Annotated in this window: 23 protein-coding genes and 2 tRNA genes; 14 read left to right on the top strand and 11 right to left on the bottom strand. The window is 71.4% G+C overall.

What is annotated here, in order from left to right; all coding sequences use genetic code 11:
• The first annotated feature begins 320 nt into the window (after positions 1 to 320).
• Both ACFQ2V_RS08710 and ACFQ2V_RS08705 read left to right on the top strand, forming a co-directional pair.
• Positions 321 to 587: a hypothetical protein gene (locus tag ACFQ2V_RS08710; RefSeq protein WP_386052275.1), complete on the top strand. Its 267-nt coding sequence runs from the start codon at positions 321 to 323 to the stop codon at positions 585 to 587.
• A gap of 234 nt (positions 588 to 821) precedes the next feature.
• The gene (locus ACFQ2V_RS08705) at positions 822 to 3,236 is read left to right on the top strand and encodes a fibronectin type III domain-containing protein (protein WP_386052274.1); all 2,415 of its coding nucleotides are present in this window, start codon (positions 822 to 824) and stop codon (positions 3,234 to 3,236) included.
• A 185-nt stretch (positions 3,237 to 3,421) separates the two neighbouring features.
• Here ACFQ2V_RS08705 and ACFQ2V_RS08700 read toward each other — a convergent pair whose 3' ends face one another.
• From ACFQ2V_RS08700 to ACFQ2V_RS08660, 9 genes are read right to left on the bottom strand one after another with little or no spacing between them, the layout of a single operon-like run.
• On the bottom strand, positions 3,422 to 4,165 hold the full coding sequence (locus ACFQ2V_RS08700; RefSeq protein ID WP_386052273.1) for an SDR family NAD(P)-dependent oxidoreductase: 744 nt from the start codon (positions 4,163 to 4,165) through the stop codon (positions 3,422 to 3,424).
• A complete protein-coding gene (locus tag ACFQ2V_RS08695) occupies positions 4,162 to 5,412 on the bottom strand; it encodes a sialidase family protein (protein ID WP_386052272.1) in 1,251 nt (416 codons plus the stop codon). The genes ACFQ2V_RS08700 and ACFQ2V_RS08695 overlap by 4 nt, the downstream gene beginning before the upstream one ends.
• A complete protein-coding gene (locus ACFQ2V_RS08690) occupies positions 5,409 to 6,224 on the bottom strand; it encodes an HpcH/HpaI aldolase family protein (protein ID WP_386052271.1) in 816 nt (271 codons plus the stop codon). The genes ACFQ2V_RS08695 and ACFQ2V_RS08690 overlap by 4 nt, the downstream gene beginning before the upstream one ends.
• Positions 6,221 to 7,213: an aldo/keto reductase gene (locus ACFQ2V_RS08685; RefSeq protein WP_386052270.1), complete on the bottom strand. Its 993-nt coding sequence runs from the start codon at positions 7,211 to 7,213 to the stop codon at positions 6,221 to 6,223. The genes ACFQ2V_RS08690 and ACFQ2V_RS08685 overlap by 4 nt, the downstream gene beginning before the upstream one ends.
• Positions 7,210 to 8,058 carry an ATP-binding cassette domain-containing protein gene (locus tag ACFQ2V_RS08680; RefSeq protein ID WP_386052269.1) on the bottom strand — a complete coding sequence of 283 codons (849 nt, stop codon included), beginning with the start codon at positions 8,056 to 8,058 and terminating at the stop codon, positions 7,210 to 7,212. Before ACFQ2V_RS08680 ends, ACFQ2V_RS08685 begins: the two co-directional genes overlap by 4 nt.
• Entirely contained in the window at positions 8,051 to 8,893 is an 843-nt protein-coding gene (locus ACFQ2V_RS08675) for an ABC transporter ATP-binding protein (RefSeq protein WP_386052268.1), read from the bottom strand. Before ACFQ2V_RS08675 ends, ACFQ2V_RS08680 begins: the two co-directional genes overlap by 8 nt.
• The gene (locus ACFQ2V_RS08670) at positions 8,890 to 9,843 is read right to left on the bottom strand and encodes an ABC transporter permease (protein ID WP_386052267.1); all 954 of its coding nucleotides are present in this window, start codon (positions 9,841 to 9,843) and stop codon (positions 8,890 to 8,892) included. The genes ACFQ2V_RS08675 and ACFQ2V_RS08670 overlap by 4 nt, the downstream gene beginning before the upstream one ends.
• Positions 9,840 to 10,772: an ABC transporter permease gene (locus ACFQ2V_RS08665; RefSeq protein ID WP_386052266.1), complete on the bottom strand. Its 933-nt coding sequence runs from the start codon at positions 10,770 to 10,772 to the stop codon at positions 9,840 to 9,842. The genes ACFQ2V_RS08670 and ACFQ2V_RS08665 overlap by 4 nt, the downstream gene beginning before the upstream one ends.
• A 37-nt stretch (positions 10,773 to 10,809) precedes the next feature.
• Complete coding sequence (locus ACFQ2V_RS08660) at positions 10,810 to 12,438, bottom strand: ABC transporter substrate-binding protein (protein WP_386052265.1); 1,629 nt, start codon at positions 12,436 to 12,438, stop codon at positions 10,810 to 10,812.
• A 247-nt stretch (positions 12,439 to 12,685) separates the two neighbouring features.
• Between ACFQ2V_RS08660 and ACFQ2V_RS08655 the strand changes: the two genes are divergently transcribed.
• From ACFQ2V_RS08655 to ACFQ2V_RS08645, 3 genes are read left to right on the top strand one after another with little or no spacing between them, the layout of a single operon-like run.
• Positions 12,686 to 14,077 (top strand): four-carbon acid sugar kinase family protein, encoded by a 1,392-nt coding sequence (locus tag ACFQ2V_RS08655; RefSeq protein WP_386052264.1) that lies wholly within the window; start codon positions 12,686 to 12,688, stop codon positions 14,075 to 14,077.
• The gene (gene pdxA / locus ACFQ2V_RS08650) at positions 14,074 to 15,081 is read left to right on the top strand and encodes a 4-hydroxythreonine-4-phosphate dehydrogenase PdxA (protein ID WP_386052263.1); all 1,008 of its coding nucleotides are present in this window, start codon (positions 14,074 to 14,076) and stop codon (positions 15,079 to 15,081) included. Before ACFQ2V_RS08655 ends, pdxA begins: the two co-directional genes overlap by 4 nt.
• Positions 15,082 to 15,091: 10 nt before the next feature.
• Positions 15,092 to 15,880: a DeoR/GlpR family DNA-binding transcription regulator gene (locus ACFQ2V_RS08645; RefSeq protein ID WP_386052262.1), complete on the top strand. Its 789-nt coding sequence runs from the start codon at positions 15,092 to 15,094 to the stop codon at positions 15,878 to 15,880.
• Between the two features lie 54 nt (positions 15,881 to 15,934).
• Here ACFQ2V_RS08645 and ACFQ2V_RS08640 read toward each other — a convergent pair whose 3' ends face one another.
• Together ACFQ2V_RS08640 and ACFQ2V_RS08635 are read right to left on the bottom strand one after the other, a co-directional pair.
• Positions 15,935 to 18,358: a phosphoketolase family protein gene (locus ACFQ2V_RS08640; protein WP_386052261.1), complete on the bottom strand. Its 2,424-nt coding sequence runs from the start codon at positions 18,356 to 18,358 to the stop codon at positions 15,935 to 15,937.
• Between the two features lie 214 nt (positions 18,359 to 18,572).
• Positions 18,573 to 18,767: a CsbD family protein gene (locus ACFQ2V_RS08635; RefSeq protein ID WP_386052260.1), complete on the bottom strand. Its 195-nt coding sequence runs from the start codon at positions 18,765 to 18,767 to the stop codon at positions 18,573 to 18,575.
• A gap of 164 nt (positions 18,768 to 18,931) precedes the next feature.
• Between ACFQ2V_RS08635 and ACFQ2V_RS08630 the strand changes: the two genes are divergently transcribed.
• The 9 genes from ACFQ2V_RS08630 (at position 18,932) to ACFQ2V_RS08590 (ending at position 24,733) form a co-directional block, all read left to right on the top strand.
• Complete coding sequence (locus ACFQ2V_RS08630; protein ID WP_386052366.1) at positions 18,932 to 19,900, top strand: cation diffusion facilitator family transporter; 969 nt, start codon at positions 18,932 to 18,934, stop codon at positions 19,898 to 19,900.
• Positions 19,897 to 20,409, top strand: a complete 513-nt coding sequence (locus ACFQ2V_RS08625; RefSeq protein WP_386052259.1) for a methylated-DNA--[protein]-cysteine S-methyltransferase — start codon at positions 19,897 to 19,899, stop codon at positions 20,407 to 20,409. Before ACFQ2V_RS08630 ends, ACFQ2V_RS08625 begins: the two co-directional genes overlap by 4 nt.
• A gap of 97 nt (positions 20,410 to 20,506) precedes the next feature.
• A complete protein-coding gene (locus tag ACFQ2V_RS08620) occupies positions 20,507 to 21,007 on the top strand; it encodes an RNA polymerase sigma factor (RefSeq protein WP_386052258.1) in 501 nt (166 codons plus the stop codon).
• Positions 21,000 to 21,611 (top strand): methylated-DNA--[protein]-cysteine S-methyltransferase, encoded by a 612-nt coding sequence (locus tag ACFQ2V_RS08615; protein WP_386052257.1) that lies wholly within the window; start codon positions 21,000 to 21,002, stop codon positions 21,609 to 21,611. The genes ACFQ2V_RS08620 and ACFQ2V_RS08615 overlap by 8 nt, the downstream gene beginning before the upstream one ends.
• 379 nt (positions 21,612 to 21,990) lie before the next feature.
• The gene (locus ACFQ2V_RS08610; RefSeq protein WP_386052256.1) at positions 21,991 to 22,494 is read left to right on the top strand and encodes a SigE family RNA polymerase sigma factor; all 504 of its coding nucleotides are present in this window, start codon (positions 21,991 to 21,993) and stop codon (positions 22,492 to 22,494) included.
• On the top strand, positions 22,491 to 23,378 hold the full coding sequence (locus ACFQ2V_RS08605) for a hypothetical protein (protein ID WP_386052255.1): 888 nt from the start codon (positions 22,491 to 22,493) through the stop codon (positions 23,376 to 23,378). The genes ACFQ2V_RS08610 and ACFQ2V_RS08605 overlap by 4 nt, the downstream gene beginning before the upstream one ends.
• Before the next feature lie 39 nt (positions 23,379 to 23,417).
• On the top strand, positions 23,418 to 24,464 hold the full coding sequence (locus ACFQ2V_RS08600) for a PHP domain-containing protein (protein WP_386052254.1): 1,047 nt from the start codon (positions 23,418 to 23,420) through the stop codon (positions 24,462 to 24,464).
• Between the two features lie 91 nt (positions 24,465 to 24,555).
• Positions 24,556 to 24,628: transfer RNA gene (locus ACFQ2V_RS08595), tRNA-Glu, on the top strand.
• 31 nt (positions 24,629 to 24,659) lie between these two features.
• Positions 24,660 to 24,733 (top strand) — tRNA-Asp (locus ACFQ2V_RS08590).
• The last annotated feature ends 68 nt before the right edge of the window (positions 24,734 to 24,801 follow it).

Genomic DNA, 24,801 nt, shown 5'->3' with positions numbered 1-24,801 from the left:
ATGCAAGCCAACTTCGGCGCCTGAAGCGGGGGCGACACTCCCGCGGGCGTCGCAGAGCCGCTTGGGGGCGCAAAAGGGGCACGCCGGCTCGGAAGGTGACGGCAGCCCACAGCAACGAGCACTGAACATCCGTGCTCGAAAGTCCTCACGGGCTTGCGGCGCCGCACCCCTCGGACCGACTTTTAATCCGCCGGTCGTCGGTTCGAGCCCGACGGGGCCCACCACACGATCTGTATGACTCCGCCTGAGGCTTGACCTTCCGGCTGCTGCCGATGCGTGACAAGTGCCGCGGTGGGTGGTTCCACACGTACGCTGCGGCGGTGACCACCGAGATGAGGCGATTCCTCACCGCACGCTTCTTCACGATGCTGGGCTGGGTCGTCCTGCTCGGAGCCGGCTTCGCCCTCGACCAGGCCGTCACGAGCAACATCGACGACCCTTTCGTCAGATGGGTGGCCAACCTGGTCACTCTCGGCGGGAGCATGAAGCTGGGCCTCCTGCTGCAGGCAAGGGTGCTTGCCCGCGTCGATCCCGACGGCCGGCTCCGGGCGCAGGTCGCCACGCTCGGGGCAGACGCCGAGGACTAGCAGGAGCCCTGCACCGGCCCGGCGTCCCACCACCCCTTCCGCGCAGGTCCCCCCTCCCGTATGGGCGGCCGCCGAAGGCCGCCTCGTCGCCACGAAGCACACCCGCCGGCGCCCTGGGCCCAAGGTTTGCCCAAGGCCCTTCCGTGCATCCTTGCGACGTCGCCGAACGTGTCTCGTCACATGACCTGCTCGAGGTCGGACGGACAGAATCGTCCAGCGAAAAGGGGAACTCAGATGCGCGCAAGCTTGTTCGGACCACAGCGGCTCGGACGGTCGCCCGTCCCTGAAGCGTCCCGAGGCCCTTCATCGATCGGCCGCCGCCTGCGCCTCACCGCCGCCGCCGCTGCCACGTCGCTGGCGGTCGGCCTCTTCGGGGCGCTCAGCCCCGCCTCCGCGGCCCTTCCGCCCACCGGGCTCGGTGCGATCGACCCCGCCACGGGCTTCCCGTCGTCGTACACCGACGGCAACGGGCTCTCCCTGCAGCCGTGCCTCGACGGTTTGCCGATCTGCTCGACCACGACCGCCGGCCTGCTGGCCTCGGACGGCTCGGGTGAGGGGTTCTACTTCGTGGCGGACGCCAGCCTCGGCGACGGCACGGTCGCGTTCAAGTACCACTCCGCCTTGGAGGGTGCCTGGTTCGCACCGCCGGACCCGACCGGCGCCGTCGACAACAGGCAGACCTTCGCGCGCATCCAGATCGCGGTGCCCAAGGGCGGGTTGGTCCCGAACGCCACGTACACGGTGACCGACCCGTGGGGCACGGTCGTCTGCACCGCCGACGCCGGCGGTTTCCTGCTCAACGCGGCCAAGGGGTGCCGCATCCAGACGACGGCCGTCGCCGGCAACTTCACGAACGCCCTGGGCGGCCGGGTGGGCCCGTTCCTGACCTGGGACACCTTCGGGCAGGCGGTCGGTGCCCCGCCGGCGGGCTACATCGGCGACTTCGCCACACCCCACGCGGTGACCGGAAGCCCGACCGGCTTCAACAAGGTGCGGATCCAGGGTCCAGGCCTCACCTCGACGTGCGCCGGCGCGGCCGGGCCCATCGCGAGCTGCACGGAGACCGACCAGTTCGTCGTCCAGGGCAAGGTGCAGCCCGGGGCGTCAGCGGCGATCTCGGCGAGCAGCCTGGACTTCGGGAACGTCGCGGCGACCCCGCCGGTGACCAAGACCGTCACCTACACCAACACCTCGACGGACGGCACGTCCGTGAACATCACCTCGGTGGCGCTCGCTGCGGGCTCCTCCACGGACTACTCCCTCGGCGGCACGTGCGCAATCGGGCTCGTGGCCCCGGGCGCCAGCTGCACCGTGGCCGTGACGTACACGCCGACCGGAGCCTCACCCGACACCGGTTCGGTGGTCGTCAGCAGTGACACGCCCACCATCGGCGACCGCACCATCACGTTGACCGGCAAGTCCGTCGGGGTCCCCTTCGTCGAGACACCTGCGCCGCCTGCAGCTCTGGCGTTCGGGAACCAGTCGACCGGCACCAGCTCCCCCGAGAACGTCGTCGTCGTCGGCAACAGCGGCGTGGCGAACGTCGGCCTCAGCTCCAGGACCTTGACCGGGACGGGCGCCGCCCACTTCTCGCTCGTCGGGACCACGAACACGTGCGCCACGGGGGCTGCCCCCGGTGGTGGCTGTGAGACGGGGGTCGTCTTCGCACCCACGACCAACGGCGCGAAGACCGCCAACCTGCAGCTGACCTTCAGCGACGGGTCCGTCCTCAACGTGCCGCTCACGGGCACCGGGCTGGCCGCAACAGCACCGGGCGCCCCGACGGCCGTGACGGCCACCGCGGGCAACGGCGCCGCGAGCGTCACCTGGACCGCGCCGGCCAGCCCCGGCACCTCGGCCATCACCGGCTACACCGTGCAGGCGTTCAACGGCGTCACCGCCGTCGGCACCCCGCTCAGCGTCGCGGCGACGGCACGCGCGGCTACCGTCGCGGGCCTGGCCAACGGGACGAGCTACACCGTCCAGGTCAAGGCGGTCAGCGCGGTGGGCGCAAGCCCCGCGGGGGTCTCCAACGCCGTCGTCCCGACGGCTCCCACGCCTCCGGGCACCCCGACGGGTGTCACCGCGGCTCGCGGCAACGCGAGCGCCACCGTCCACTGGGTGGCTCCGGCCACCGGCGCGGCGGTGACCGGGTACCAGGTCAGGATCAGCGCTGGCGGCGTCCAGGTCGGCGCACTCCGGGCTGCAGCGGCGTCCGCTCGGAGCCTGGTGGTGACCGGCCTGACGAACGGCACGACGTACACCGTGCAGGTCCGGGCCACCAGCGCCGGCGGCGCGGGAGCGTACTCGCCCGCAGTGAGTGTCCGGCCCCTGACCACGCCGAGCGCGCCGGTGATCGGCACCGCGGCCTCCGGAGTCGCCGGCGGCACCATCACGGCCAGGGCGGCCTGGTCCGCGCCGACCAGCAACGGCGGCACGGCGGTGACGGGATACCGGGTCCGCGCGCTGCGGATGAGCTCCACCGGGACGGTCCTGTCCACGACGCTCTCCGCCGTGCAGCCGGCAACCGCCAGGGCCCTCACGATGACCCTGCCTGCAGTCGGCAGCTACCGGTTCACCGTGCAGGCCTCCAACGCGGTCGGTGCCGGCGCCCTGTCCGCCAGGTCGAACCTCGTGGCAGGTCGGTGACCCTCGACCTCCCTCGGAGCCGGACCCAGCGCCGCGTCCCATCCCCTTTCCCGGAGGGTGGGACGCGGCGCCACTTCCCGCAGAGGTACGCGTTCACCTCACGAGTGCACGCTGCACCGGCCACCGCTGGCGGAAGCGCACAGCCGTCGAGGGAGGCCGCACCCCTGGCCCGACCGTCGACGCGCTCAGGGGAGCGAAGCGCCGCCGCAGATCACGAGGGTCTGGCCGGTCACCATCGCCCCGGTCGGCTCAAGCAGGAAGCGGGTGAGCGCCGCCACCTCCGACGGCTCGACGAGCCGTCCCAGCGGCGGCACGACGGGAGGCACGGAGGAGCGGTTGGGGTCATCGAGCATGGCCGTACGCGTGGGGCCGGGAGCGACGACGTTGACGGTGATGCGGCGGGGTGCGAGCTCACTGGCCCACGCGCGTGCCATCGCCACGAGCGCTGCCTTGGTGGCGGCGTACTGGCTCTTGCCGGGCACTCCCGACATGGTGCGGCTGCCGACGAGGACGACCCGCCCCCCGTCGACGAGCGAGCCGACCAGGCCGCTGACGAGCAGCTCGGCTCCGCGCACGTGGACGGCCCACATGCGCTCGCCCTGCTCGGGCTGCAGGTCCCGGACACCTGCGGAGTACTGCAGGCCGGCGGCGTGGACGATCGCATCCATACCGCCGGCCGTGGCGTCGCGGACCGCGCGCACTGCCTCGTCGGCGGCGATCGCGTCAGCCAGGTCGCACGGCACCCACGTGGCGGCGTCCGACAGCCCACCGCGCGAGCGGCTCAGGCCGAGCACGTGCCACCCGGCGCCGACGAGGTCGTGCGCGATCGCGAGGCCGATGCCGGAGCTGGCCCCCGTGACGACCGCGCTGCGGGTGGCGCGCTCGCCGGTTGCAGAGGGGACCGGCCCGGACGGCATCGCCACCGTCACCGGGATGGGCCCCTGCGAGCGCCGCGCAGGTGGTCGACGAGATCGGCGGGCAGGTGGACGTGCTTGATGGCGCGCCGGTGGTAGGTGTACGCGACGTGGAGGCCACCGTCGGGAGCGGGGAGCACCGAGGGGTAGGACAGCTCGCGGTTGAGCCCGTCGCGCGAGTTGTTCGACATGCAGTAGCCGTCACCGGTCTCGAGATCGACGAGCACCGGCCAGGTGCGGCCGTCGTCGGGGCTGAGGCCCAGCGTCATCGGCGCGCGGGGGGCTCCCCAGAAGGCGGTGCGGCGTCCCTCCGCCTCGGCTGCCTCGGGTGAGGGCTCGGCGACGACCGGGCCCTCGAGCCCGTCGACCACGCCCTCGTCGTCGATCTCGTCGTAGAGCGAGACCCTTCGCTCTGTGGCGTCGAGCGCGGAGCTGCGGTTGAAGACGAGGGCGACCTCTCCGCCGCCCGTCGCGACCGCCTGGATCGATGAGTTGTTGTTGGGCAGCTCGGTCGCCGTCGGCTCGGCCCACGTCACACCGTCGTCGGTGGAGGTCGTCTGCCACACATGGTCGGCCCAGCGGCTGCGGAAGCAGGCCCAGAGCGAACCGTCCTGTCGCACAATGATGTTCATGTGCACGCAGCCGAGCGACCCCGGCACGGGCGCCTCGGTCCACGTCGAACCTGCGTCGTCGCTCCACCATACGCTCGAGGTGTCCTCGTTGCCGACCCACTTCTCGCCGGGCACCGTGACGCAGTTGAAGACGGGCAGCAGGATGCGACCGCTCGGGAGGACCGCCGGGGGCTGGCGCACGAAGACGCCCCCGGCGTCGGTCGCGGGAAGGAGCACCGTCGGCGCCTCCCACGTCTCGCCGCCGTCGTGCGACACTCGGCGCCGCACCTCGGAGGTGTCCTGGTTGCCGGCGAGCTGAGCGGTGTAGAGCAGCCACACGTCGCCGTCGGGGGCGGTGAAGAGCACGGGGTTCTGCTCCGACCGGTTCGGGTCGTCGCTGAGCGGCACGGGGCTCTGCCACGTGTCGGTGCCCGACGGCATACGCGAGAGGTAGGCGGTGATGTCGCTGACGCCCTCCTGCGTGCCGCCGAACCACACGCACGCGAGGTCGCCGTTCGGCAGCCAGGCGAGGTTCGCGGCGTGGCACTGCACGGTCGGGGTGGGCAGGTATGCCGTCCGGCCGCCTCCGTCTCGCGGGCGCAGCACGCCGTCGGCCGGGAGCGTCTCGGGCGGGGTGTCCGCGACGTTCACGACTCGCTCCGGGCCGCCTTGAGGTGGGCCGTGGAGGCCTGCTCGAGGTGGATGAGGTCGGACGAGACGGTGGCGAGCGTGAACCCCTGGCCGAGGCGCTTGGCCGCGGCCTCACCACTCGGGGTGTGGAACCCGGCGGCGATTCCGGCGTCCTTCGCCGCCTTGAGGATCCGGTCGACGGCGGCCTCGAAGACGTCGTCGACGCCCGCGTCGGTCGAGGTCGTGCCGCCGACTGCGAGGCGCAGGTCGGACGGGCCGATGTAGAGCCCGTCGATGCCCGGCGTCGCCGCGATCTCCTCGACGTTGGCGAGGCCCTGCGGCGTCTCGATCATCGCGAGCACCACCGTCGCCGCGTTGCTGTCGGCCGGGTTGGGGCCGATCCGCAGCTGCGAGCGCATCGGACCGTAGGAACGGATGCCCTCCGGACCGTACTTCGCGTAGGAGACGGCCCGTGCGGCGTCCTCCGCGGTGTTGACGAGCGGCACGATGACGCCCGCCGCACCTGCGTCGAGCGCCTGCCCGATGAGGAACGGGTCGTTGGCACCGACGCGCACCATGCCGACGGACTCGCCGCCCGCGTCGATCGCCTGCATGCCCGACAGGATGCCCTTGTAGTCGAGCAGGCCGTGCTGGGCGTCGAAGCAGACGTAGTCCCAGCCGAGGCGGGCGAGCCGCTCGGTCGAGACCGGCGAGTCGATGATGACCCAGTACCCGAGGATCTGCTCGCGGGCCCGCAAGCGGCGGGCGTAGTCGAGCACGCGGGCGCGGCTGCGCTCCACCGCCGTCTGGCCGGGACCTGCCTGCGCGCTCATCGGTTGTACCCCGGCATCGAACCGGCGAGCGCCAGGCCCGCCTCGTCGCAGGCGGCGACGACGTCGTCGGGGAGCGGACCGGCTTGTGCAGCAGTGATGTTGGCCTCCAGCTGGTGTGGTTTCGAACCCCCGAGGAGCACCGCCGACACGACGGGCTTGCTCAGCAGCCAGCGCAGCGACAGCTCGGGGAGGGTGATGCCGACCTCCGACGCGATGGCGCCGAGGGCCTCGATGACCGCGAACGTCTCGGCGTTCCAGTAGCGGTCCTTGTACATGGTCGCGAGCGCGGACGAGCCGAAGCGCCCCTCGCCCGGAGACTCCGTGAAGGAGTGGCGCCCGGTGAGCAGGCCGCCCCCGAGCGGGTTGTAGACGATCGTGGCCAGGCCCTTGGTCGTCGCGAACTCGGTGTACTCGGCCTCGATGCGGCGGGCCACGAGGTTGTAGAGCTGCTGGGCGAGGATCGGGCGCGGCGTGCCGAGGGCGTCGCACGCGGCGAAGACGTCGGCGATCTGCCACGCCGAGAAGTTGGAGACGCCGATGGCGCGGACCTTGCCCTCCCGGACGAACTCGCCGAGGGCAGCGACCGTCTCGTCGATCGGGACGGACCGGTCGGGCTGGTGCAGGTAGTAGACGTCGACGTGGTCGGTGCGCAGCCGGCGCAGGCTCGCCTCGAGCGAGGAGCGCAGGCCGGCAGCCGACAGCAGCGGTGCGCCACCCGCGTCGCCGGGGTAGATGCCCGCCTTCGTGGCGATCGTGGCCGCGTCGCGGCGGCCCTCGAGGATGTCGGCGAGCATCTCCTCGCTGCGCCCGGCGGCATACCCGTTGGCAGTGTCGATGGAGGTGATGCCGGCGTCGAGCGCCGTGTCGACCATGGTGCGTGCCGTCTCCAGGTCGACGGTGTCGCCGAAGGTCATGGTGCCGAGCACGAGCCGCGGCAGCGGCTTGTCGAGCCCGGGCAGGTCGAGGGTGGGCAGGGTGGAGGTGGTCATGAGGCCTTCTCGGTCTCGGCCGTGCGGGAGGCGGCGATGTGTCGGATGAGGTGGCGCGGCTTGATGCCGGTCATGAGCCCCGGCTCGAGGGCCGAACGGCGGAGGCGCTGGGTGTAGTCCTCCTGCGGACGGGAGAGCAGGTCGTCGGTCCGCCCCTTCTCGACGATCCGACCGGCCCGCATGACGATCGTGTCCTGCGAGATGGCCCGCACGACGCCGAGGTTGTGGGAGATGAACAGGTAGGTCAGGCCGGTGTCGGCCTGCAGGTCGCGGAGCAGCTCGAGCACCTGCGCCTGGACGGAGACGTCGAGCGCGCTCGTCGCCTCGTCACAGACCAGCAGCTCGGGACCGGAGGCCAGCGCGCGGGCGATGCCGATGCGCTGGCGCTGGCCACCTGAGAACTCCGGCGGCTTGCGGTCGAGCGCCGTCTTGGGCAGGCCCACGCGGTCGATGAGCTCGGCGGCCTTGTCGCGCTGCACCTTTCGGGACTTCTCGCCGCGAACCCGGAGTGGCTCGGCCACGATGTCCTGCGCCGTCAGGTGCGGGTCGAGGGAGCCGTAGGGGTCCTGGAAGACCATCTGCACCCGGTGGCGCAACGGTCGCAGCTGCTTCTCGGAGAGCTGCGCGAGGTCGGTGCCGTCGAGGTCGATGGTGCCCGAGGTCGGCCTGAGCAGCCGCACGAGCGCCTTCGCGATGGTGGACTTGCCGCAGCCGGACTCGCCGACGATCGCGAGGGTGCCACCGCGGGGGACGGCGAACGAGACGTCGTCGACGGCGCGGAAGACCTCCTTGCCGGTGCGGTACTCGACGACGAGGTTGCTGACGGTGAGCAGGTTGTCAGCCACGGCTGTCCTCCTTGACGAGCGCGGGGGCGTCGACGGCCGGGTCGTGCCACGGCCCGAGCTCGGGGATCGCGCCCAGGAGCTTCTGCGTGTAGGGGTGCTGCGGATGGTCGACGACGTCGGCGACCGGGCCGCCCTCGACGAACGTGCCCGACTTCATGACGTGGATGCGGTCGCTCATGAGGCGCGCGACGCCGAGGTCATGCGTGATGAGCAGCAGCGCGATGCCGGTCTGCTCCTGCAGCTCGAGCAGCAGGTCGAGGATGCCGGCCTGGACCGTGACGTCGAGGGCGCTGGTGGGCTCGTCGGCGACGATGAGGTCGGCGTCGGTCGAGACCGCCATGGCGATGAGGACGCGCTGCAGCATGCCGCCCGACAGCTGGTGCGGGTAGGCGTCGAACTGCTTGGCAGGGTTGCGGATGTGGACCTGCTCCATCAGGGACAGGGCCCGCGCCTTGGCCTCGGCCTTGCCCAGCTTCGGGTACTTCACCCGTACGGCCTCGGTCATCTGCCGACCGACGGTGCGGATCGGGTTGAGGGCCGTCATGGGGTCCTGCGGGATGAGTGCGACGGAGCGTCCACGGAGCCCGTTGATGACCTTGCGGGCACCCGTGACGTCCTTGCCGGCGATGCGGGCCTCGCCCGAGATGACGGCGAGGTCGTCGGGCAGCAGACGCAGGATCGCCATGGCCGTCGTCGACTTGCCCGAGCCGGACTCGCCGATGATGGTGACGGTCTCGCCCTCGTCGATGTGGAAGCTGACGCCGTCGACGGCGCGCACGACGGAGCCACCCGTCATCAGCTCGACCCTGAGGTCCTTGACCTCGAGAACGCTCATGACTGGTCTCCCTTCGCGCGGCGGACGCGGTCGCGCAGGCCGTCTCCGACGAGGTTGACGCCGACGACGAGCAGGGCGATGACGATGCCGGGGATGGTGACGAGCCACCACTTGCCGGTCACGAACAGCTCGCGGCCGTCGGAGATGATGCCGCCCCACGTCGGGTAGGGCCGCTGCACGCCGGCGCCGAGGAAGCTTAGCGCGCTCTCGAGCAGGACGGCCTGCGCCAGGAGCAGCAGCACGACGACGAGCACCTGCTGCAGGACGTTGGGGATGACGTGGCGGGCGATGATCGACACCCGGTGCAGCCCCAGGACGCGGGCCGCGGCGACGTACGGCTTCTCGCGCTCGACGAGCACGAGGGCCCGGGTGATGCGGGCCGGTTCGGGCCACTGGGCGAAGGCGATGACCAGGGTGATGACCGGGATCGACGGGCCGAAGAGGGCGACGACGAGCAGCAGCATGAGCAGCAGCGGAAGCGACATCTGCGCCTCGAGCAGGCGAGAGACGATCGTGTCGACCCACCCGCCGAAGTAGCCGGCCGCGGCGCCGGCGACGATGCCCACGAGACCCGACACGACGATCGCGAGGATGCCGATGACGAGCGACGTCTGGCCGCCGTGCAGGACGCGGCTCAGCAGGTCGCGGCCGTTGGGGTCGGTCCCGAAGAGGTGACCAGGGCTGAAGGGCGGTAGCGACGACTCGGACAGGGCGCCGACGATCGGGTCGGGCAGCGGCAGCAGCTGCGCCAGCGCGACCGGCAGGACCACGAGGGCGGCGCAGATCGCACCGACCCAGATCTTGATCGTGCTGTAGCGGGCGCGGCGTGCGGCCGCCGAGCGGCGGAGGAGGACCTTGGTGACGGCCGAGTCGCGACCCAGGATCGAGCCGGGGACCTGGCTGAGATCGGGAGCCGACGGAGGGGACACGTTCGGGTTGGCGGTGCTCATGCGCTGGCCTCTCCGAGTCGGACCCGCGGGTCCATGAGCGGGTAGAGCAGGTCGACGAACAGCTGGACGACGAGCGCGAGCACGACCGTGACGAGGACCGTGGCCTGGATGAGCGGGAAGTCGCGCTGCTTGAGCGCGTTGACGACGAGCTCACCGACGCCCGGCCACTTGAAGACGACCTCGACGATGACCACGCCGTTGAGCATGGCCGCGAAACGCGTGCCGAGCGCGGTGACCACTGGGATCGCCGAGTTGCCGAACGCGTACCGCCAGGTGAGCGCCCGCTCCGAGATGCCGCGCGAGCGGGCCACCGTGAGGTAGGGCGCTGCGAGGTTGCCCACCATCTCGCGGCGCACGAGCCGCGAGATGAGCGCGATCTGGAGGATCGCGATCGTCACGGTCGGCAGCACGATCGAGCTGCCCGAGTCGAACCCGGCGGGTGAGAACCAGCCCAGGTTGACGGCGAAGACGATGAGCAGCACGAAGCCGATCCAGAAGTCCGGCATCGACTGTCCGGCGATCGTCGCGATGTTGGCGCCGAGCTCCTGGGCGGTGTCGGCCCGACGGGCCATCCACACGCCCAGCGGGATCGCGACGAGCGCCGTGACGACGATCGCGGCCACCGCCAGCGTGATGGTGTAGGGCAGGCGTTCCATGACGACCTCGAGCGCGGGGCGCTTGAAGAAGAACGAGGTGCCGACGTCTCCCTGGAACAGGTGCTGCAGGAAGGTCACGAACTGCACCGGGATCGACTGGTCGAGCCCGAACTGCTGGCGGATGGCCTCGAGCTGTGCCGAGGTCGGGTTCGGTGGCGCGTAGTTCGCCGCCGGGTCGCCCGGGGCCATCCGCAGCAGGACGAAGACCGTCGCGGTCGCGAGGAACGCGGTGAGCACGGTCTGCCCGATGCGCTTGAGGACGTAGGTCAACATGGGATCACCTTGGAGTGCCGTGGGTACGGCGCACCGGTCAGGCCGAGACCGTGACGGCGCCGAGGTCGTAGGAGTTGATGGCCCGCAGCTTCAGCGCCGCGACACGCTTGCGCTTGGCGAGGACGTTGTTCGGCGTCCAGGCCCACATGGCCGGCCACAGGGCCCAGATCTTCTCCTGGGCCTGCCCCAGCAGGGCGTCGCGCTTGGCCTCGTCGGCCTCGGCGCCGGCCTGGTCGAGCAGCGCGGTGATCTCCGGGACGACGAAGCCGTGGTAGGTGTCACGCGTCTTCTCCTTCTCCGCGGTGCCGCCGTACTGCCCCTGCAGGTTCGTCAGTGCCAGCCCGGTCTGGTTGCCGTAGCCATTGGCGAGCACGTCCCAGTCGCCGGCCTCGCCGCGACGCCACGCGTTGATCTCGCCGCCCTTGGGGATCATCTTCAGGGTGGCGGTGACGCCCACGGCGGCCAGCATCTGCGACACGGCCTCGAGCACCCGCGAGGCGCCGGCGAACTCGGAGTCCTCCCAGATGAACGTCAGCTTCAGGCCTGCGCCACCGTTGTCGGCGAGCATCTTCTTGGCCTTGGCCGGGTCATAGGTGTAGGCGCCGGTCTTGGCGAAGCCCGCGAGGGTCTTCGGCACGACGCCCTCGGCCGAGGTGACCTGGTTGTTCATCAGGGCCTTGATGAGCGAGTCGTGGTCGATGGCGTACGTCAGGGCCTCGCGCACCTTGGGGTTGGCGAGCGGGTGGCCGGCGGGCTTGCGGAAGTTGTAGAAGAGGTGGATCAGGCGGGTGCCGGGCGTCTCGATGACGTCGACGTCGGAGTTCGTCTTGAGCGATGCCGCCGACTCGGGGGTGATCGTGTCGATGACGTCGGCCTGGCCCGAGGTGATCGCGATGACGCGTGCGCCCTCCTCCTCCTGGTAGGAGACGTTGATCTCCTGCAGCTTCGCCTTCTCGCCCCAGTAGTTGTCGTTGCGGGTGAGCTTGTAGGTGCCGGTGCCCGTGTCGGCGGTCGTGATGACGAACGGGCCGGTGCCGAGGCCGTTGCTCAGCTCCTCGGCCTTGTTGTCCTTGGCCGGCGTGATGAGGATGTTGGACATCAGCGAGTCGAGGGTGACGACCGGGGTCTTGGTGGTGAGCGTGAACGTCTTGTCGTCGACCTTGGCGAAGGACGGCTGCTCGGGGAACTGCGAGGCGACGTAGCCGGCCTTGACCTGGAAGTACAGCTTGAGCGCGGTCTCGACGTCCTCGACGGTGACCGGCGACTTGTCGGAGTAGTGGATGTCGCTGCGCAGCTTGACGGTCCACTCGGTCGGCTTGGTCTGCTCGAAGGACTCGGCGAGGACGAGCTCGGGCTTGAGGTCGTCGCCGATCTTCGTCAGCGCCTCGCGCACGGCGCGCTGGACGGTGACGGCCGCGTCGTACTGGTTCAGCTTGTTGTCGAGGCTGACCAGGTTGCGGTTGAGCACGATGCTCAGGGTGCCGCCCGCAGCGCCTGCCCCGGCAGTGCTGGCTGAGTTGGCGGACTTGGGCCCGGCGCAGGCGGCGAGGGCGGGAGCGAAGAGCGCTCCGGCGCCGGCCAGCGAGGCGAGCTTGAGGATCGAGCGACGCGAGACCTCCCGCGTCGACTGGTCAGACGTGGGAAGCAGTGCGGGCTGCTGGGGCATCGGAACTCCTCGTTGAGCGGTGGCCTCTCCGTCGGCGGCGCACGCTGCGCCCCTCGGGTTCCCCAACCTTCGCACCATTGCGCGATTCGCGCAATACCTGTAGCGTTTTTTGTGAAGGAACAGTTGGTCACATGCTGCCGGGACGCATCCAGAGGGTATGCATGATCGTCCTTCACCCAACTGGCAAGGTCGCCGATTCCCTTGCCTTACAAGGACATTTGTTTCGTCGACCTGGTGAGGAGGGGACATGGCAGCACCGGCCCTGGCGGTCGTCGCCGACGATCTGAGCGGCGCCGCGGAGTGCGCTGTCCACGCACTACTGCGTGTTTCGCGCAGCAGCGTCGCATTGGCGCCCGCCCCCGACGCCCACCGAGACTCCCCTGCCGCGGTCGCCTCGGAGACCGCCTCCTCCGACGCCACCTGCGTCACCGTCGACACAGACTCGCGACGCCTCACCCAGGAGGCAGCCGTCCGCGCGGTCCGTGCTGCGGCTCGGCTCGTCGCAGCCGCCCCGGTCGTCGTCAAGAAGGTCGACTCGCTGCTGCGTGGCCACGTCGGGGCCGAAGTCGCCGCGCTCGCGCAGGAGCTGGGGCGCACGCCCGTCGTGGCTGTCGCCAACCCGGGCCTGCACCGCATCGTGCGTGACGGCGTGCTCCACGTCGCCGGCACCCCCCTGCATCAGACGGATCTCTGGGACGTCGAACCGACGCCCGCGCCGACGGCCGTGTCCGAGGCACTGCGCCCGCTGCGCACCGTCGTCGTGCCCCAGGCCACCGTCGCTCTCGGCGTCGACGCCGTGGCGGAGGCACTGGCCCACGCACGTGCCTCAGGCCTCGTCGCCGTCTGCGACGCAGCCACCGAGACCGACCTCGAGACGGTGCACGCCGCCGCCACCGGGTCCACGCCCGAGGCCCTGCTCGTCGGCTCGGGGGCCCTGGCCGCCGTCGCAGCCCGCGCTCTCCCCCTCGAGCGCCCCGACCCCGAACCGCGCCACGGCGCGCCCTCCGACGGCACAGCACACGACGGCGAGACGGAACCGCGCCCGGGCGCGGACTCCGAACCCGCCCCCTCCGTGCTCTTCGTGCTCGGCACGCGTGCACCCGGGCTCGCCGACCAGCTCGCGCACCTGCGCGCTGCGCACTCCGTGCACACCCTGCTGGTCCGGCCCGACGACCTGCTCACCGACCCCGAGCACGTACGCCGTCACCTCGGCGCCGCGCTGCCCGGCGGTGTCGTCGTGGTGACCCTCGACCCCACAGCGCCGGCCGACCCGTCGCGCGCCCGGCGGCTCGCCGAGGCCCTGGCCGACGCGGTCGCCCCGGCCGCCGACGCGTACGACGCCCTCTTCCTGTCCGGAGGCGAGACCGCCCGGGCGGTCCTCGACCGACTCGGCGTCCATGCGCTCGAGGTCGTCACGCAGATCGAGACGGGGACCGTCGTCAGCACCCGCCCCGGCGGCCGCACCGTCGTCACCCGGCCGGGCAGCTTCGGCCGACCACAGTCACTCGTCGCGGTCGCCACCCACCTGCTCGGCAGCGGCCCGACCACCTGCCCCCAGGCATCCAGCCCCGCACTCACCGTCAGCACCACCCAGAGCGCGACCGCCCCCAGCAGCGCCACCACCAAGGAGAACCCATGACCGCCGCCCTTCCCCGCATCGCCGTGACCATGGGAGACGGCGCCGGCATCGGCCCCGAGATCATCGTCAAGGCCCTGGCCGACCCGCACGTGGCCACGATGGCGCGCGTCGTCGTCGTCGGTGACGCGCTGCGGCTCAAGCAGGCCGCCGACGTCGCCGGTGTCGCCGTCGACATCGTGACGATCACGGACGTCGACGAGGCGACCGAGATCCCGGGCCGCATCAACGTCATCGACCTCGCCCTCCTGCCCGAGGACCTGCCGTTCGGCCAGCTGTCCGCGAAGGCCGGCGACGCGGCGTACCACTACATCCGTGTCGCGTCCGAGCTCGCGATGGCCGGCAAGGTGCAGGCCATCTGCACGGCCCCGCTCAACAAGGAGGCGCTGCACGCCGGCGGGCACGTCTTCCCGGGCCACACCGAGCTGCTCGCCCACCTCACCGGCACCCCCGAGGTGTCCATGATGCTCTCCACCGAGAAGGTGAAGGTCATCCACGTGACCACGCACATCGGTCTGATCGACGCCGTGAACCGCATCGAGCCCGGTCTCGTCGAGCGGGTCATCCGCCGTGGGCACAAGGCCCTCGTCGACGCCGGCACCCCCGACCCGAAGATCGGCGTCTGCGGCATCAACCCGCACGCCGGCGAGAACGGCCTCTTCGGCTACGGCGAGGAGGAGTCGAAGATCAACCCGGCCGTCGAGGTGTGCCGGGCCGACGGCATCGACGTCCATGGCGCCCTCCCGGCCGACACGCTGTTCTTCCTCGCCGGGCGCGGCGACTACGACCTGGTCGTCGCGATGTACCACGACCAGGGACACGGCCCGGTCAAGGTGCTCGGCCTCGAGGCCGGCGTCAACGTCACCATCGGCCTGCCGGTCATCCGCACGTCGGTCGACCACGGCACCGCCTTCGACATCGCCGGCACGGGCGTCGCCGACCACCGCTCCATGATCGAGGCGCTTCGTCTCGGCGCGGAGATGGCGCCACGGGCCGTGGACGCCTAGGGTGCCCAGCGTGGCGAAGCACACCGCACAGACGCGTCGGGGCGAGATCGTGCGCCTCGCCACGACCAGCGGGCTCGCGAGCGTGGAGGAGCTCTCCGACCAGCTGGGCGTGACGGCGTCGACGATCCGGCGTGACCTCGCCAAGCTGACCGCCCAGGGCCAGCTCGCACGCACCTACGGCGGCGTCATGAGCCTCGCCCACCACCCCGAGGCCTCGCTGCGCCAGCGTCTCGGCGAGGCGCACGCGGCCAAGCGCGACATCGCGTCGTGGGCGGCCGACCAGATCGAACCCGGCGAGACCGTGCTCCTCGACGCCGGTTCGACGATGGGCGCGCTGGCCGACGCCATCACGAAGCTGCCCGAGCTCACCGAGCTGACCGTCGTCACGGCAGGCATCAGCGCGATGGGCACCCTCGCCGACAGCGTCGGCATCGACGTCATCGCCCTCGGCGGCCGGCTGCGCCCGCTCAGCCAGGCGTTCGTCGGCCCCCTTGCCGAGGCGGCCGTGCAGCGGCTCAGCTTCGACCGCGCGTTCATGGGCGCCGACAGCGTGCACGCCGAGCGCGGCATCTGCGAGGCCGACCTCGAGCAGACCCGGCTCAAGGAGCTCATGATGAGCCGGGCTGAGCACACCTACGTCCTCGCGCACGCCGACAAGCTCGGCCAGTCGCCCTTCCACGCGTGGGCCGTCATGCCCCGCACGTGGACCCTCGTCACCGACGCGTCCGCCGACCCCGCGCAGCTGCAGGCGTTCCGCGACAACGGTGTCGAGGTGGTCGTCGCCCCGCGCCGCGACTGACCGCGCCGGTATGCCGCCCGGCAGCCGGACGGCATGAGCCAGGGGGCTTGTGGCTCAGTCCTCGACGACGGTCGTCATCACCCAGTCACGCACCTCGGGCATGTCCTCGAGGTGCTCGACGATGTATGCCGTGTGCTTGGCGAGCTGCGACTCGCACCACTGCTTCAGCTCGCTCGACCCACGAACCTGGCGCCCGGCGTTGTTGATGGCGTCGATGACGAGGTGGTAGCGGTCGACCTCGTTGCGCACCACCATGTCGAACGGCGTCGTCGTCGTGCCCTCCTCGCTGAAGCCGCGCACGTGGAAGCGGTCGGCGTCGGGCCGGCCGTGCACGAGCTGGTGGATGGCCCCGTGGTAGCCGTGGAAGGCGAACACGACGTCGACGTGGTCGGTGAACAGCTCGCCGAAGCGCACGTCGTCCATGCCGTGCGGGTGGCTGCGCTCCCGCGGCAGGCTCATGAGGTCGACGACGTTGACGACGCGAACCCGTAGCTGCGGCAGGCGTTCCCGCAGGATCTGCCCCGCAGCGACGACCTCCATGGTCACCACGTCACCCGCGCAGGCGAGCACGATGTCGGGATCGCGGTCGCCGTCGTCGTTGCCCGCCCAGTCCCACACTCCGGCGCCCCGCGCGCAGTGCTCGACCGCCTCGTCGATGGTGAGCCACTGCGGCTGCGGCTGCTTGTCGATGACCACGAGGTTGACGTAGTTCCTCGACCGGAAGCAGTGATCGGCAACGGACAGAAGGCAGTTCGCGTCCGGCGGCAGGTAGATGCGCGAGACGTCACCCTTGGCGTTGAGGACCGTCTGGATGAGCCCGGGCCCCTGGTGCGAGAAGCCGTTGTGGTCGTTCCGCCACGCCGTCGAGGTCAACAGGATGTTGAGGCTCGGCACCTCGGCACGCCAGTCGAGCCGGTTGGCCTCCTGCAGCCACTTGGAGTGCTGCACCGTCATCGATGCGCTCACCATCGCGAACGCCTCGTAGGTCGCGAAGAGCCCGTGCCTGCCGGTCAGGTTGTAGCCCTCGAGCCAGCCGTGGCAGTTGTGCTCCGAGAGCACCTCCATGACCCGGCCCTCGTGCGAGAGCTGCACGTCGTCGTCGGTGACCCGCTCCGCCGTCATGCGGTCGGAGACGTCGAAGACCGCCCCCACCCGGTTGCTGTTCGTCTCGTCGGGGCTGAAGAGGCGGAACGTCGTCGGGTTGCGCACGTAGAGCTCGCGCATGAGCTCGCCCAGGGCCCGCGTCGACTCCTCCCGCACCGTCGCCGGGGAGGGGACGTCGCGGGCGAAGTCACGGAAGTCCGGCAGGTCGAGGTCCTTCGTCAGAACCCCGCCGTTCGCGTGCGGCGACGCGCTCATCCGCAGGTCACCCTCCGGGTTCGCCTGCAGCACGGTCTGGTCGGGAGCGCCGGACTCGTCGAAGAGCTCCTCCGGCCGGTACGACCGCATCCACGACTCGAGCTGCGCGAGGTGCTCCGGGTTGTCCCTGACCCCCGAGAGCGGCACCTGGTGCGCGCGCCACGTGCCGGTCACCTTGACGCCGTCGACCTCGTCGGGGCCGGTCCAGCCCTTCGGGGTGCGCAGGACGATGAGCGGCCACCGCGGCCGCCGGGCCAGGACCCACCCGTCCGCGCGCGCCTCGGTCTGGATGCCCCTGATCCGGGCGTACGCCGTCGCCAGCGTCTCCGCGAAGCGCTCGTGCATGCCCGGCAGGTCGTCACCCTCGACCTCGAACACCTCGTAGCCGTGGCCCTCGAGCAGGCTGCGCACCTCGGCCGGGTCCTTGCGCCCGAGCACCGTGGGGCCCGCGATCTTCGCGCCGTTGAGGTGCAGCACCGGCAGCACCGCCCCGTCACGGCGGGGGTTGAGGAAGGAGATGCCCTTCCACGAGCCCTCGAGCGGGCCCGTCTCGGCCTCGCCGTCCCCGACGACGGCGAGCGCCAGCAGGTCGGGGTTGTCCATCACCGCGCCGAACGCGTGCATGAGCACGTAGCCCAGCTCGCCACCCTCGTGGATCGAGCCCGGGGTCGTCACCGAGACGTGGCTCGGGATGCCACCGGGCGCCGAGAACTGGCGGAACAGCCGCCTGACGCCGTCCGCGTCGCGGGGGATCTTCGGGTAGGTCTCGGAGTAGGTGCCCTCGAGGTAGCCCGCGGCGACGAGTGCCGGACCGCCGTGGCCCGGGCCGGTGAGGTAGATCGTCTGCTGCCCGGTGTGGCGGATGACCCGCGACAGGTGCGTGTAGACGAACGACAGGCCGGGGCTCGTGCCCCAGTGGCCGAGCAGCCGGGGCTTGATGTGCTCGGGCCGCAGCGGCTCGCGCAGCAGGGCGTTGTCCTGCAGGTAGATCTGGCCGATCGTGAGGTAGTTGTTGGCCCGCCACCAGGCGTCCATCGAGGCGATCTCCTCGGCAGTGGGGGCGGGGAGGGTCGCGTTCGTCGGAGGGCTCGTCTGGCTCGGGTGGCTCGTCTGGGTCACGGCTTGCGCCTCTCGGGGGGAGCGGAGGGAGCGGAACGTTCGTCCCGTCGAGCCTCACGGACCCGACACCGCGCTGGCAAGGGACAGACGCCTTCGACCCGGCCGGGCGGCATACGACCCCGGTGGGTGACCGGCCGACCGGCTCGCCGCGCGTGCCCGACGGGACGGCAGCGGGCCGGCCCCCGTCGGGACCGGCCCACCCCGTACCGGAAGGTCAGCGGTCGAAGGCGTCCTTGACGTCCTCGCCCGCGTCCTTGAGCTGCTCGCCCCGCTGCTTGAGGTCTGCCGAGGCCTGGTCTCGCTCACCCTCGGCCTCGAGTCGCTCGTTGTCGGTGACCTTTCCGGCGGCTTCCTTGGCCTTGCCCTTGAGGTCCTCGCCCATGTTCCTGGCCTTGTCCTCGGTTCCCATGTCGGGCTCCTTTCGCCAACGATCGGATACCTCTGCCCTACCCGCTCGGGCACCATCGCCACCAGCCGTCGGCGTACGGGTCCACCCGGCTCGTCGTCGGTGCCGTTTGCGACACTGGAGGCGTGTCAACGACTCCCACGCCCGTGCCCGAGGGCGGCAACCGCATGCAGCAGACGCGCGACCTGAGCCGCTTCGCCTACCTCTCGATCGCCGCCGCGGTCGTGACGATCACCCTGAAGTTCGTCGCCTGGCGCATCACCGGCTCGGTCGGCCTCCTGTCCGACGCCGCCGAGTCGGTCGTGAACCTCGTGGCGGCCATCGCGGTCCTCATCGCGCTCAAGGTCGCCGCCATGCCGGCCGACAAGAACCACCACTTCGGCCACTCCAAGGCCGAGTACTTCTCGGCGGCCGTCGAGGGGATGATGATCTTCGTCGCCGCGGTGGTCATCGTCGTCAGTGCCGTCGAGCGCTTCATCCGGCCGCAGCCCATCGAGAACGTCGGGCTCGGTCTCGCCATCTCGGTCGTCGCCTCGGTCGTCAACGGCGTCGTCGCCGTGGTGCTGCTGCGCGCCGGTCGACAGCACCGCTCCCTGACCCTCACCGCCGACGGCAAGCACCTGATGACCGACGTCTGGACGTCCGCCGGCGTCGTCGTCGGGGTGCTCGTGGTCTCCCTCACCGGCATCGAGCGCCTCGACCCGGTCGTCGCCTTCCTCGTCGGGCTCAACATCATCTGGACCGGCTGGAAGCTGATCCGCGAGTCCACCGAGGGCCTGATGGACATCGCGATGCCCAAGGAGGACAACGCGGCCATCGCCGAGATCCTCGCGCGGTTCGTCACCCGCGAGGTCCACTTCCACGCGCTGCGCACGCGGCTCTCGGGCCACCACCGGTTCGCCGAGGTGCACGTGCTCGTTCCCGGGGCCTGGACCGTCCAGCAGGGCCACGACCTCATGGAGGAGGTCGAGGACGCCGTGCACCGCGAGTTCGGCGACGTCGCCCTGACCTGCCACCTCGAGCCCTCCGAGGACCCCCGCGCCTACGGCGACTACGCCGCCGAGTTCCCCGTGCCCACGCACGCCGACATCGTGGCCGCCCACGGCGCCGGCGAGAAGCGCGACCACGACGCATGAGCCGCGGGCACGTCGTCCTCCCCTCGCCGATCGGTGACCTCACCGTCGTCGCCGAGGACGGCGCGATCACGCACCTGCTCATGGACGCCGCCAAGTACCGCCCCGCCGACCCCGAGGTCCTCGGCGAGCCCGGCGACGTCGCCGACGAGCTCTTCGCGGCCGCTTCGGTGCAGCTGGCCGCCTACTTCACCGGCGCGCTGACCGACTTCGACCTGCCGCTCGCACCGCGCGGTGACGACTTCCACCAGCGCGTGTGGGCCCTGCTGCGCGAGATCCCCTACGGCGAGACCCGCAGCTACGGCGACCTCGCCCGGGCGCTCGGCGACCGCAACCTCGCACAGGCCGTCGGCACCGCCAACGGGCGCAACCCGATCGCCGTCGTCGTCCCGTGCCACCGCGTCGTCGGGGCCGACGGCTCCCTCGTCGGGTATGCCGGTGGGCTCGACCGCAAGCGCTTCCTCCTCTCGCTCGAGGAGCCCGCCGCCGCCGACGTCGGCCGCCTCTTCTGAGCGAGCGGCGGCCGCCTGTCGGCACTCCGCCACCGCGCCGACGGCGTCCGCCACACTGGTGACCTCACACTTCCGCGGGCCGGAGCGTCTACAGGGCATGAAGCGACCGTTCGAGCAGGCCGTCACCGAGCACGGGGCCGTGGTGCTGCGCGTCTGCCGCGCGGTGCTGGGCGTTGACGAGGCCGACGACGCGTGGTCCGAGACCTTCCTCTCGGCGCTGCGGGCCTGGCCCGACCTGCCCGACGACGCGAACGTCCGGGCGTGGCTCGTCACCATCGCGCACCGCAAGGCCGTCGACGTCGCCCGGGCGGGCGCACGCCAGGCGGTCCCGGTGGCGCAGGTGCCCGATGCCACCGCCCCACGCCGCGACCAGCCGGAGGAGGCGCTGCCCGACGGCGACCTCTGGACCGCCCTGGCCGAACTCCCCGAGAAGCAACGCCTGTGCGTGGCCTACCACCACGTGGCCGGCCTGCCCCACCCCGAGGTCGCCCGCATCGTCGGCGGCACGCCCGCGGCCACACGCCGCGCCGCGGCCGACGGCATCGCGCGACTGCGGTCCACCTACGCACCCGACGGAAGGGTGAGCACCCATGTCTGACACCACGACCCAGCTCCTGACCACCGTGACGGCCGACGACGACCAGCACCTTGCGGCGCTGCACGAGGCACTCCTCGAGCGCGCCACCACGGAGTCGTCGGTCGACGCGAGCTATCGCGTCGTCGACTCCCCCGTCGGCGCCCTGCTGCTCGCCGCCACCGAGGCCGGGGTCGTACGCGTGGCGTTCGCGGTCGAGGACCACGACCGGGTGCTCGAGTCGCTGGGCGCGACGGTCGGTTCGCGGATCCTCCGCGGGGGCAACCGTCTCGACCCCCTGGCCCGCGAGCTCGACGACTACTTCGCCGGCGGACGGCGCGCCTTCGACGTGCCGGTCGACCTGCGCCTCGCCCGCGGCTTCCGGCTCTCGGTGCTCCAGCACCTGAAGGAGATCCCCTACGGGTCCACCGAGAGCTACGGCCAGGTCGCCGTCGCCTCGGGCAGCCCGCGCGCCGTCCGGGCCGTCGGCTCGGCGTGCGCCACCAACCCGCTGCCGATCGTCGTCCCGTGCCACCGGGTCGTGCGCTCCGACGGCTCGCTCGGTGGCTACCTCGGCGGCCTGCCCGCCAAGGAGCGGCTCCTCGACCTCGAGCGAGGGCGGCACTGAGCTGGCCCGTCCGAGACACGCGCGTCGTCGACGAGCACCCGTGGATCCCGCCCGCGAGGACGCCGTGACCCGGCCCGACGGCCGGCGGGCGGCACCGACGGCGAGACGATCGCAGCCGTCATGCTCGCCCTCCTCGAGCTCGGCCGCGCGGTCTGAGCTCCTCCACCAGCCAGCACCGCGACGCGTCGGACAACAGGACGCACACGGCACACGTGCGCGGTGCCTGCGGCCCGCACGGGCTACGGCCTGTGGTGACCCGCCGGAAGCGGTCAACGGGCTGTGCAACGGTTCGGGGTGCCCGTGTGTCCAAGGGGGTGTACGAAACCAGTGACGACCTGACGGGCCGACCGGACCGACCGACCCGAACGAGCGGGAGCACATGAGACGGAGGGACGAGGCGGCGTTCCGCGCCTTCGTGGAGGAGCGGCAGACGATGCTGCGCCGGCGCGCCTACCTGCTCTGCGGCAACTGGGCCGACGGCGACGAGCTCGTCCAGGAGGCGCTGGCCCGGGTGTACGTGGCGTGGCCACGCATCGCCACGGGGGCAGAGACCGCCTACACGAGACGCACGATGATGAACCTCTACCTCAACGACCAGCGAAAACGACGCCGCGAGGTGCTCACCGACGAGGCCCCGGAGCCGGCCACGACCGACCACGACCGCGAGCTCGCGATGACCCTCACCGACCTGTTGCACGAGCTGCCCGAGAAGCAGCGCGCCGTCCTCGTCCTCCGCTTCTGGGAGGACCTCACCGTGCCCCAGATCGCCGAGTGCACCGGCGTGGCCGAGGGCACCATCAAGAGCCAGATCTCGCGCGGGCTCGCCGCCCTGCGCGGCCGGCTCGCCGAACCACCACTGACCGGGGCAGGAGCCGTCTCATGAGCGACACCGACGACGTGTTCGGGCCCGACACCCCGGAGCAGCGCTCCGCCCCCGAGGCGGGCGAGCTGGAGCTGCGAAAGGCGCTGGCCACCATGAACGACCTCGAGCCGCCACGCGACGACCTCTTCGTGCAGCGGGCCCTCGTCCGCGGCCGGGCGCGCACGTTCCGACGCCGGTCCGCGGTGTTCGGCGCGGCCGCCGCGCTCGTCGTGGTCGGCACGGTCGGCACCGCCTGGGTGACCAACCACTCCGGCTCGCCGAGCAGTGCCACGGCCGGGTCTGCGGCCGAGGCGCTCAAGGGTGTCGACGACAGCGGCTCCGGCGGCGACCCGCAGTCCCTGCGCGGCACGGACGGCGCGAGCGGGCCCGAGGTGGCCCCGTCCGTCGTCGGCCCTGCGCGAGAGGCCTCCACGTGGTTCGGCGCCGTCGCCAGCCCGCAGACCGCCGCCTTCGACACCGTCGAGCAGCAGCTCGTCACGCGTTGGGCGGACGTCTTCTCGGGGGCGTATGCCGCCGACGACGCGGGTTCACGCGTAGTGGTCACCGTGACCCGGCACGACCCCTCGCTCGAGCGGCTCGTCAGGGGCGCCATGCCGTCGCCGGGCGACGTCGACTTCGTCGTCGTGAAGCACTCGTACGCCGAGAAGGCACGAGTGCTGCAGCAGATCGGCAGTGAGCGAGAAGCGTGGCGTGCCAAGGGCATCCAGGTCCTCGGCCTCGCGATGGACGCCAGGAGCGACACCGTCGTCGTGCTGGCCGACGAGGGCGGCTCGCCGGGCCTGCTCGCACAGCGCTACGGCGACCTCGTCCGCGTCGTCCCCTCCACGGCCATTCCCACCGGCAAGCTGCCCGACGGCTCCACGCTTCCGCCGCTGCAGCGCTAGCCCGGCCGGCGCCCTGCCCGCGCGGTTAGGCTGCACGGCATGGAGCAGCCGACCCCTCCGCAGGCACCCGTCAGCCCGCTCGACGCCCTGCGACGCATCTGCTTCCTGCTCGAGCGGGGTCGCGAGAGCAGCTACCGCATCGACGCGTTCCGCAAGACGATCGAGGCCATCACGCTCATCTCCGACGACGAGCTGCGCGAGCGCGTCGAAGCCGGAACCCTCAAGCAGATCAAGGGGATCGGCGACTCGAGCGCGGCCATCATCGGGCAGGCGGTGCGAGGGGTGCTGCCGGCCTACCTCGTCTCGGCGGAGGAGAAGCACGGCGAGCCGCTGACCACCGACGGTGCCGAGCTGTATGCCGCGCTGCGCGGCGACCTGCACGCCCACTCGAACTGGAGCGACGGCGGCAGCCCCATCGAGGAGATGGTGCTGGCGGCGGTGCAGCTCGGGCAGGAGTGGATGGCGCTGACCGACCACTCCCCGCGACTGACCGTCGCCAACGGCCTGAGCCGCGAGCGCCTGGCCGACCAGCTTGAGCGCGTCGATGCCATCAACGCCAGCCTCGGCGAGGCCTTCACGCTGCTCAAGGGCATCGAGGTCGACATCCACCTCGACGGCACCCTCGACCAGGACGACGACATGCTCGACCAGCTCGACGTCGTCACGGCCTCGATCCACTCCAAGCTGCGCCAGCCCTCGTTCGAGATGACGCCGCGCATGGTCGCCGCCGTGCGCAACCCCCGCACCAACGTGCTCGCCCACTGCACCGGGCAGCTCGTCACGGGCGGCCGCGGCAAGCGTCCGCCGTCGGCCTTCGACGCCGAGAAGGTCTTCCGGGCCTGCCTCGAGAACGACGTGGCGGTCGAGATCAACTCGCGCCCCGAGCGCTGCGACCCGCCCGATGAGCTGATCGAGCTGGCGCGCGACCTCGGCTGTCTCTTCACCATCGACTCCGACGCGCACGCCCCCGGGCAGCTCGACATGAAGTCGCTCGGCTGCGAGCGCGCCGAGCGCCTCGGCATCCCGGCCGAACGCATCGTGACGACGTGGCCGGTGGACGACGTCCGAGCCTGGGCGAAGGGCTGAGCGACGGCCGTTCCGAGGCTCCTCACGGCGGATTTGGCCGGTGCCCAAAACTCCCCTATAGTTTCGACGTCCCAACGGATAGGTAGGGCCGGTCCCCATCGTCTAGCGGCCTAGGACTCCGCCCTTTCACGGCGGCAGCACGGGTTCGAATCCCGTTGGGGATACGCAGTACAGTTCCACCCGCACCACCAGTAAGGCCCCGTAGCGCAGTTGGTTAGCGCGCCGCCCTGTCACGGCGGAGGTCGCCGGTTCGAGCCCGGTCGGGGTCGCAGCACCCGAAGCGCCGCTCTCACGAGAGAGCGGCGCTTCGCGCATTCCCGGCGCTCGACCCGCCGAC

Source organism: Terrabacter terrigena, from assembly GCF_042676085.1.
Classification (GTDB): domain Bacteria; phylum Actinomycetota; class Actinomycetes; order Actinomycetales; family Dermatophilaceae; genus Terrabacter; species Terrabacter terrigena.
This window is presented reverse-complemented; position numbering and strand designations above follow the sequence as displayed.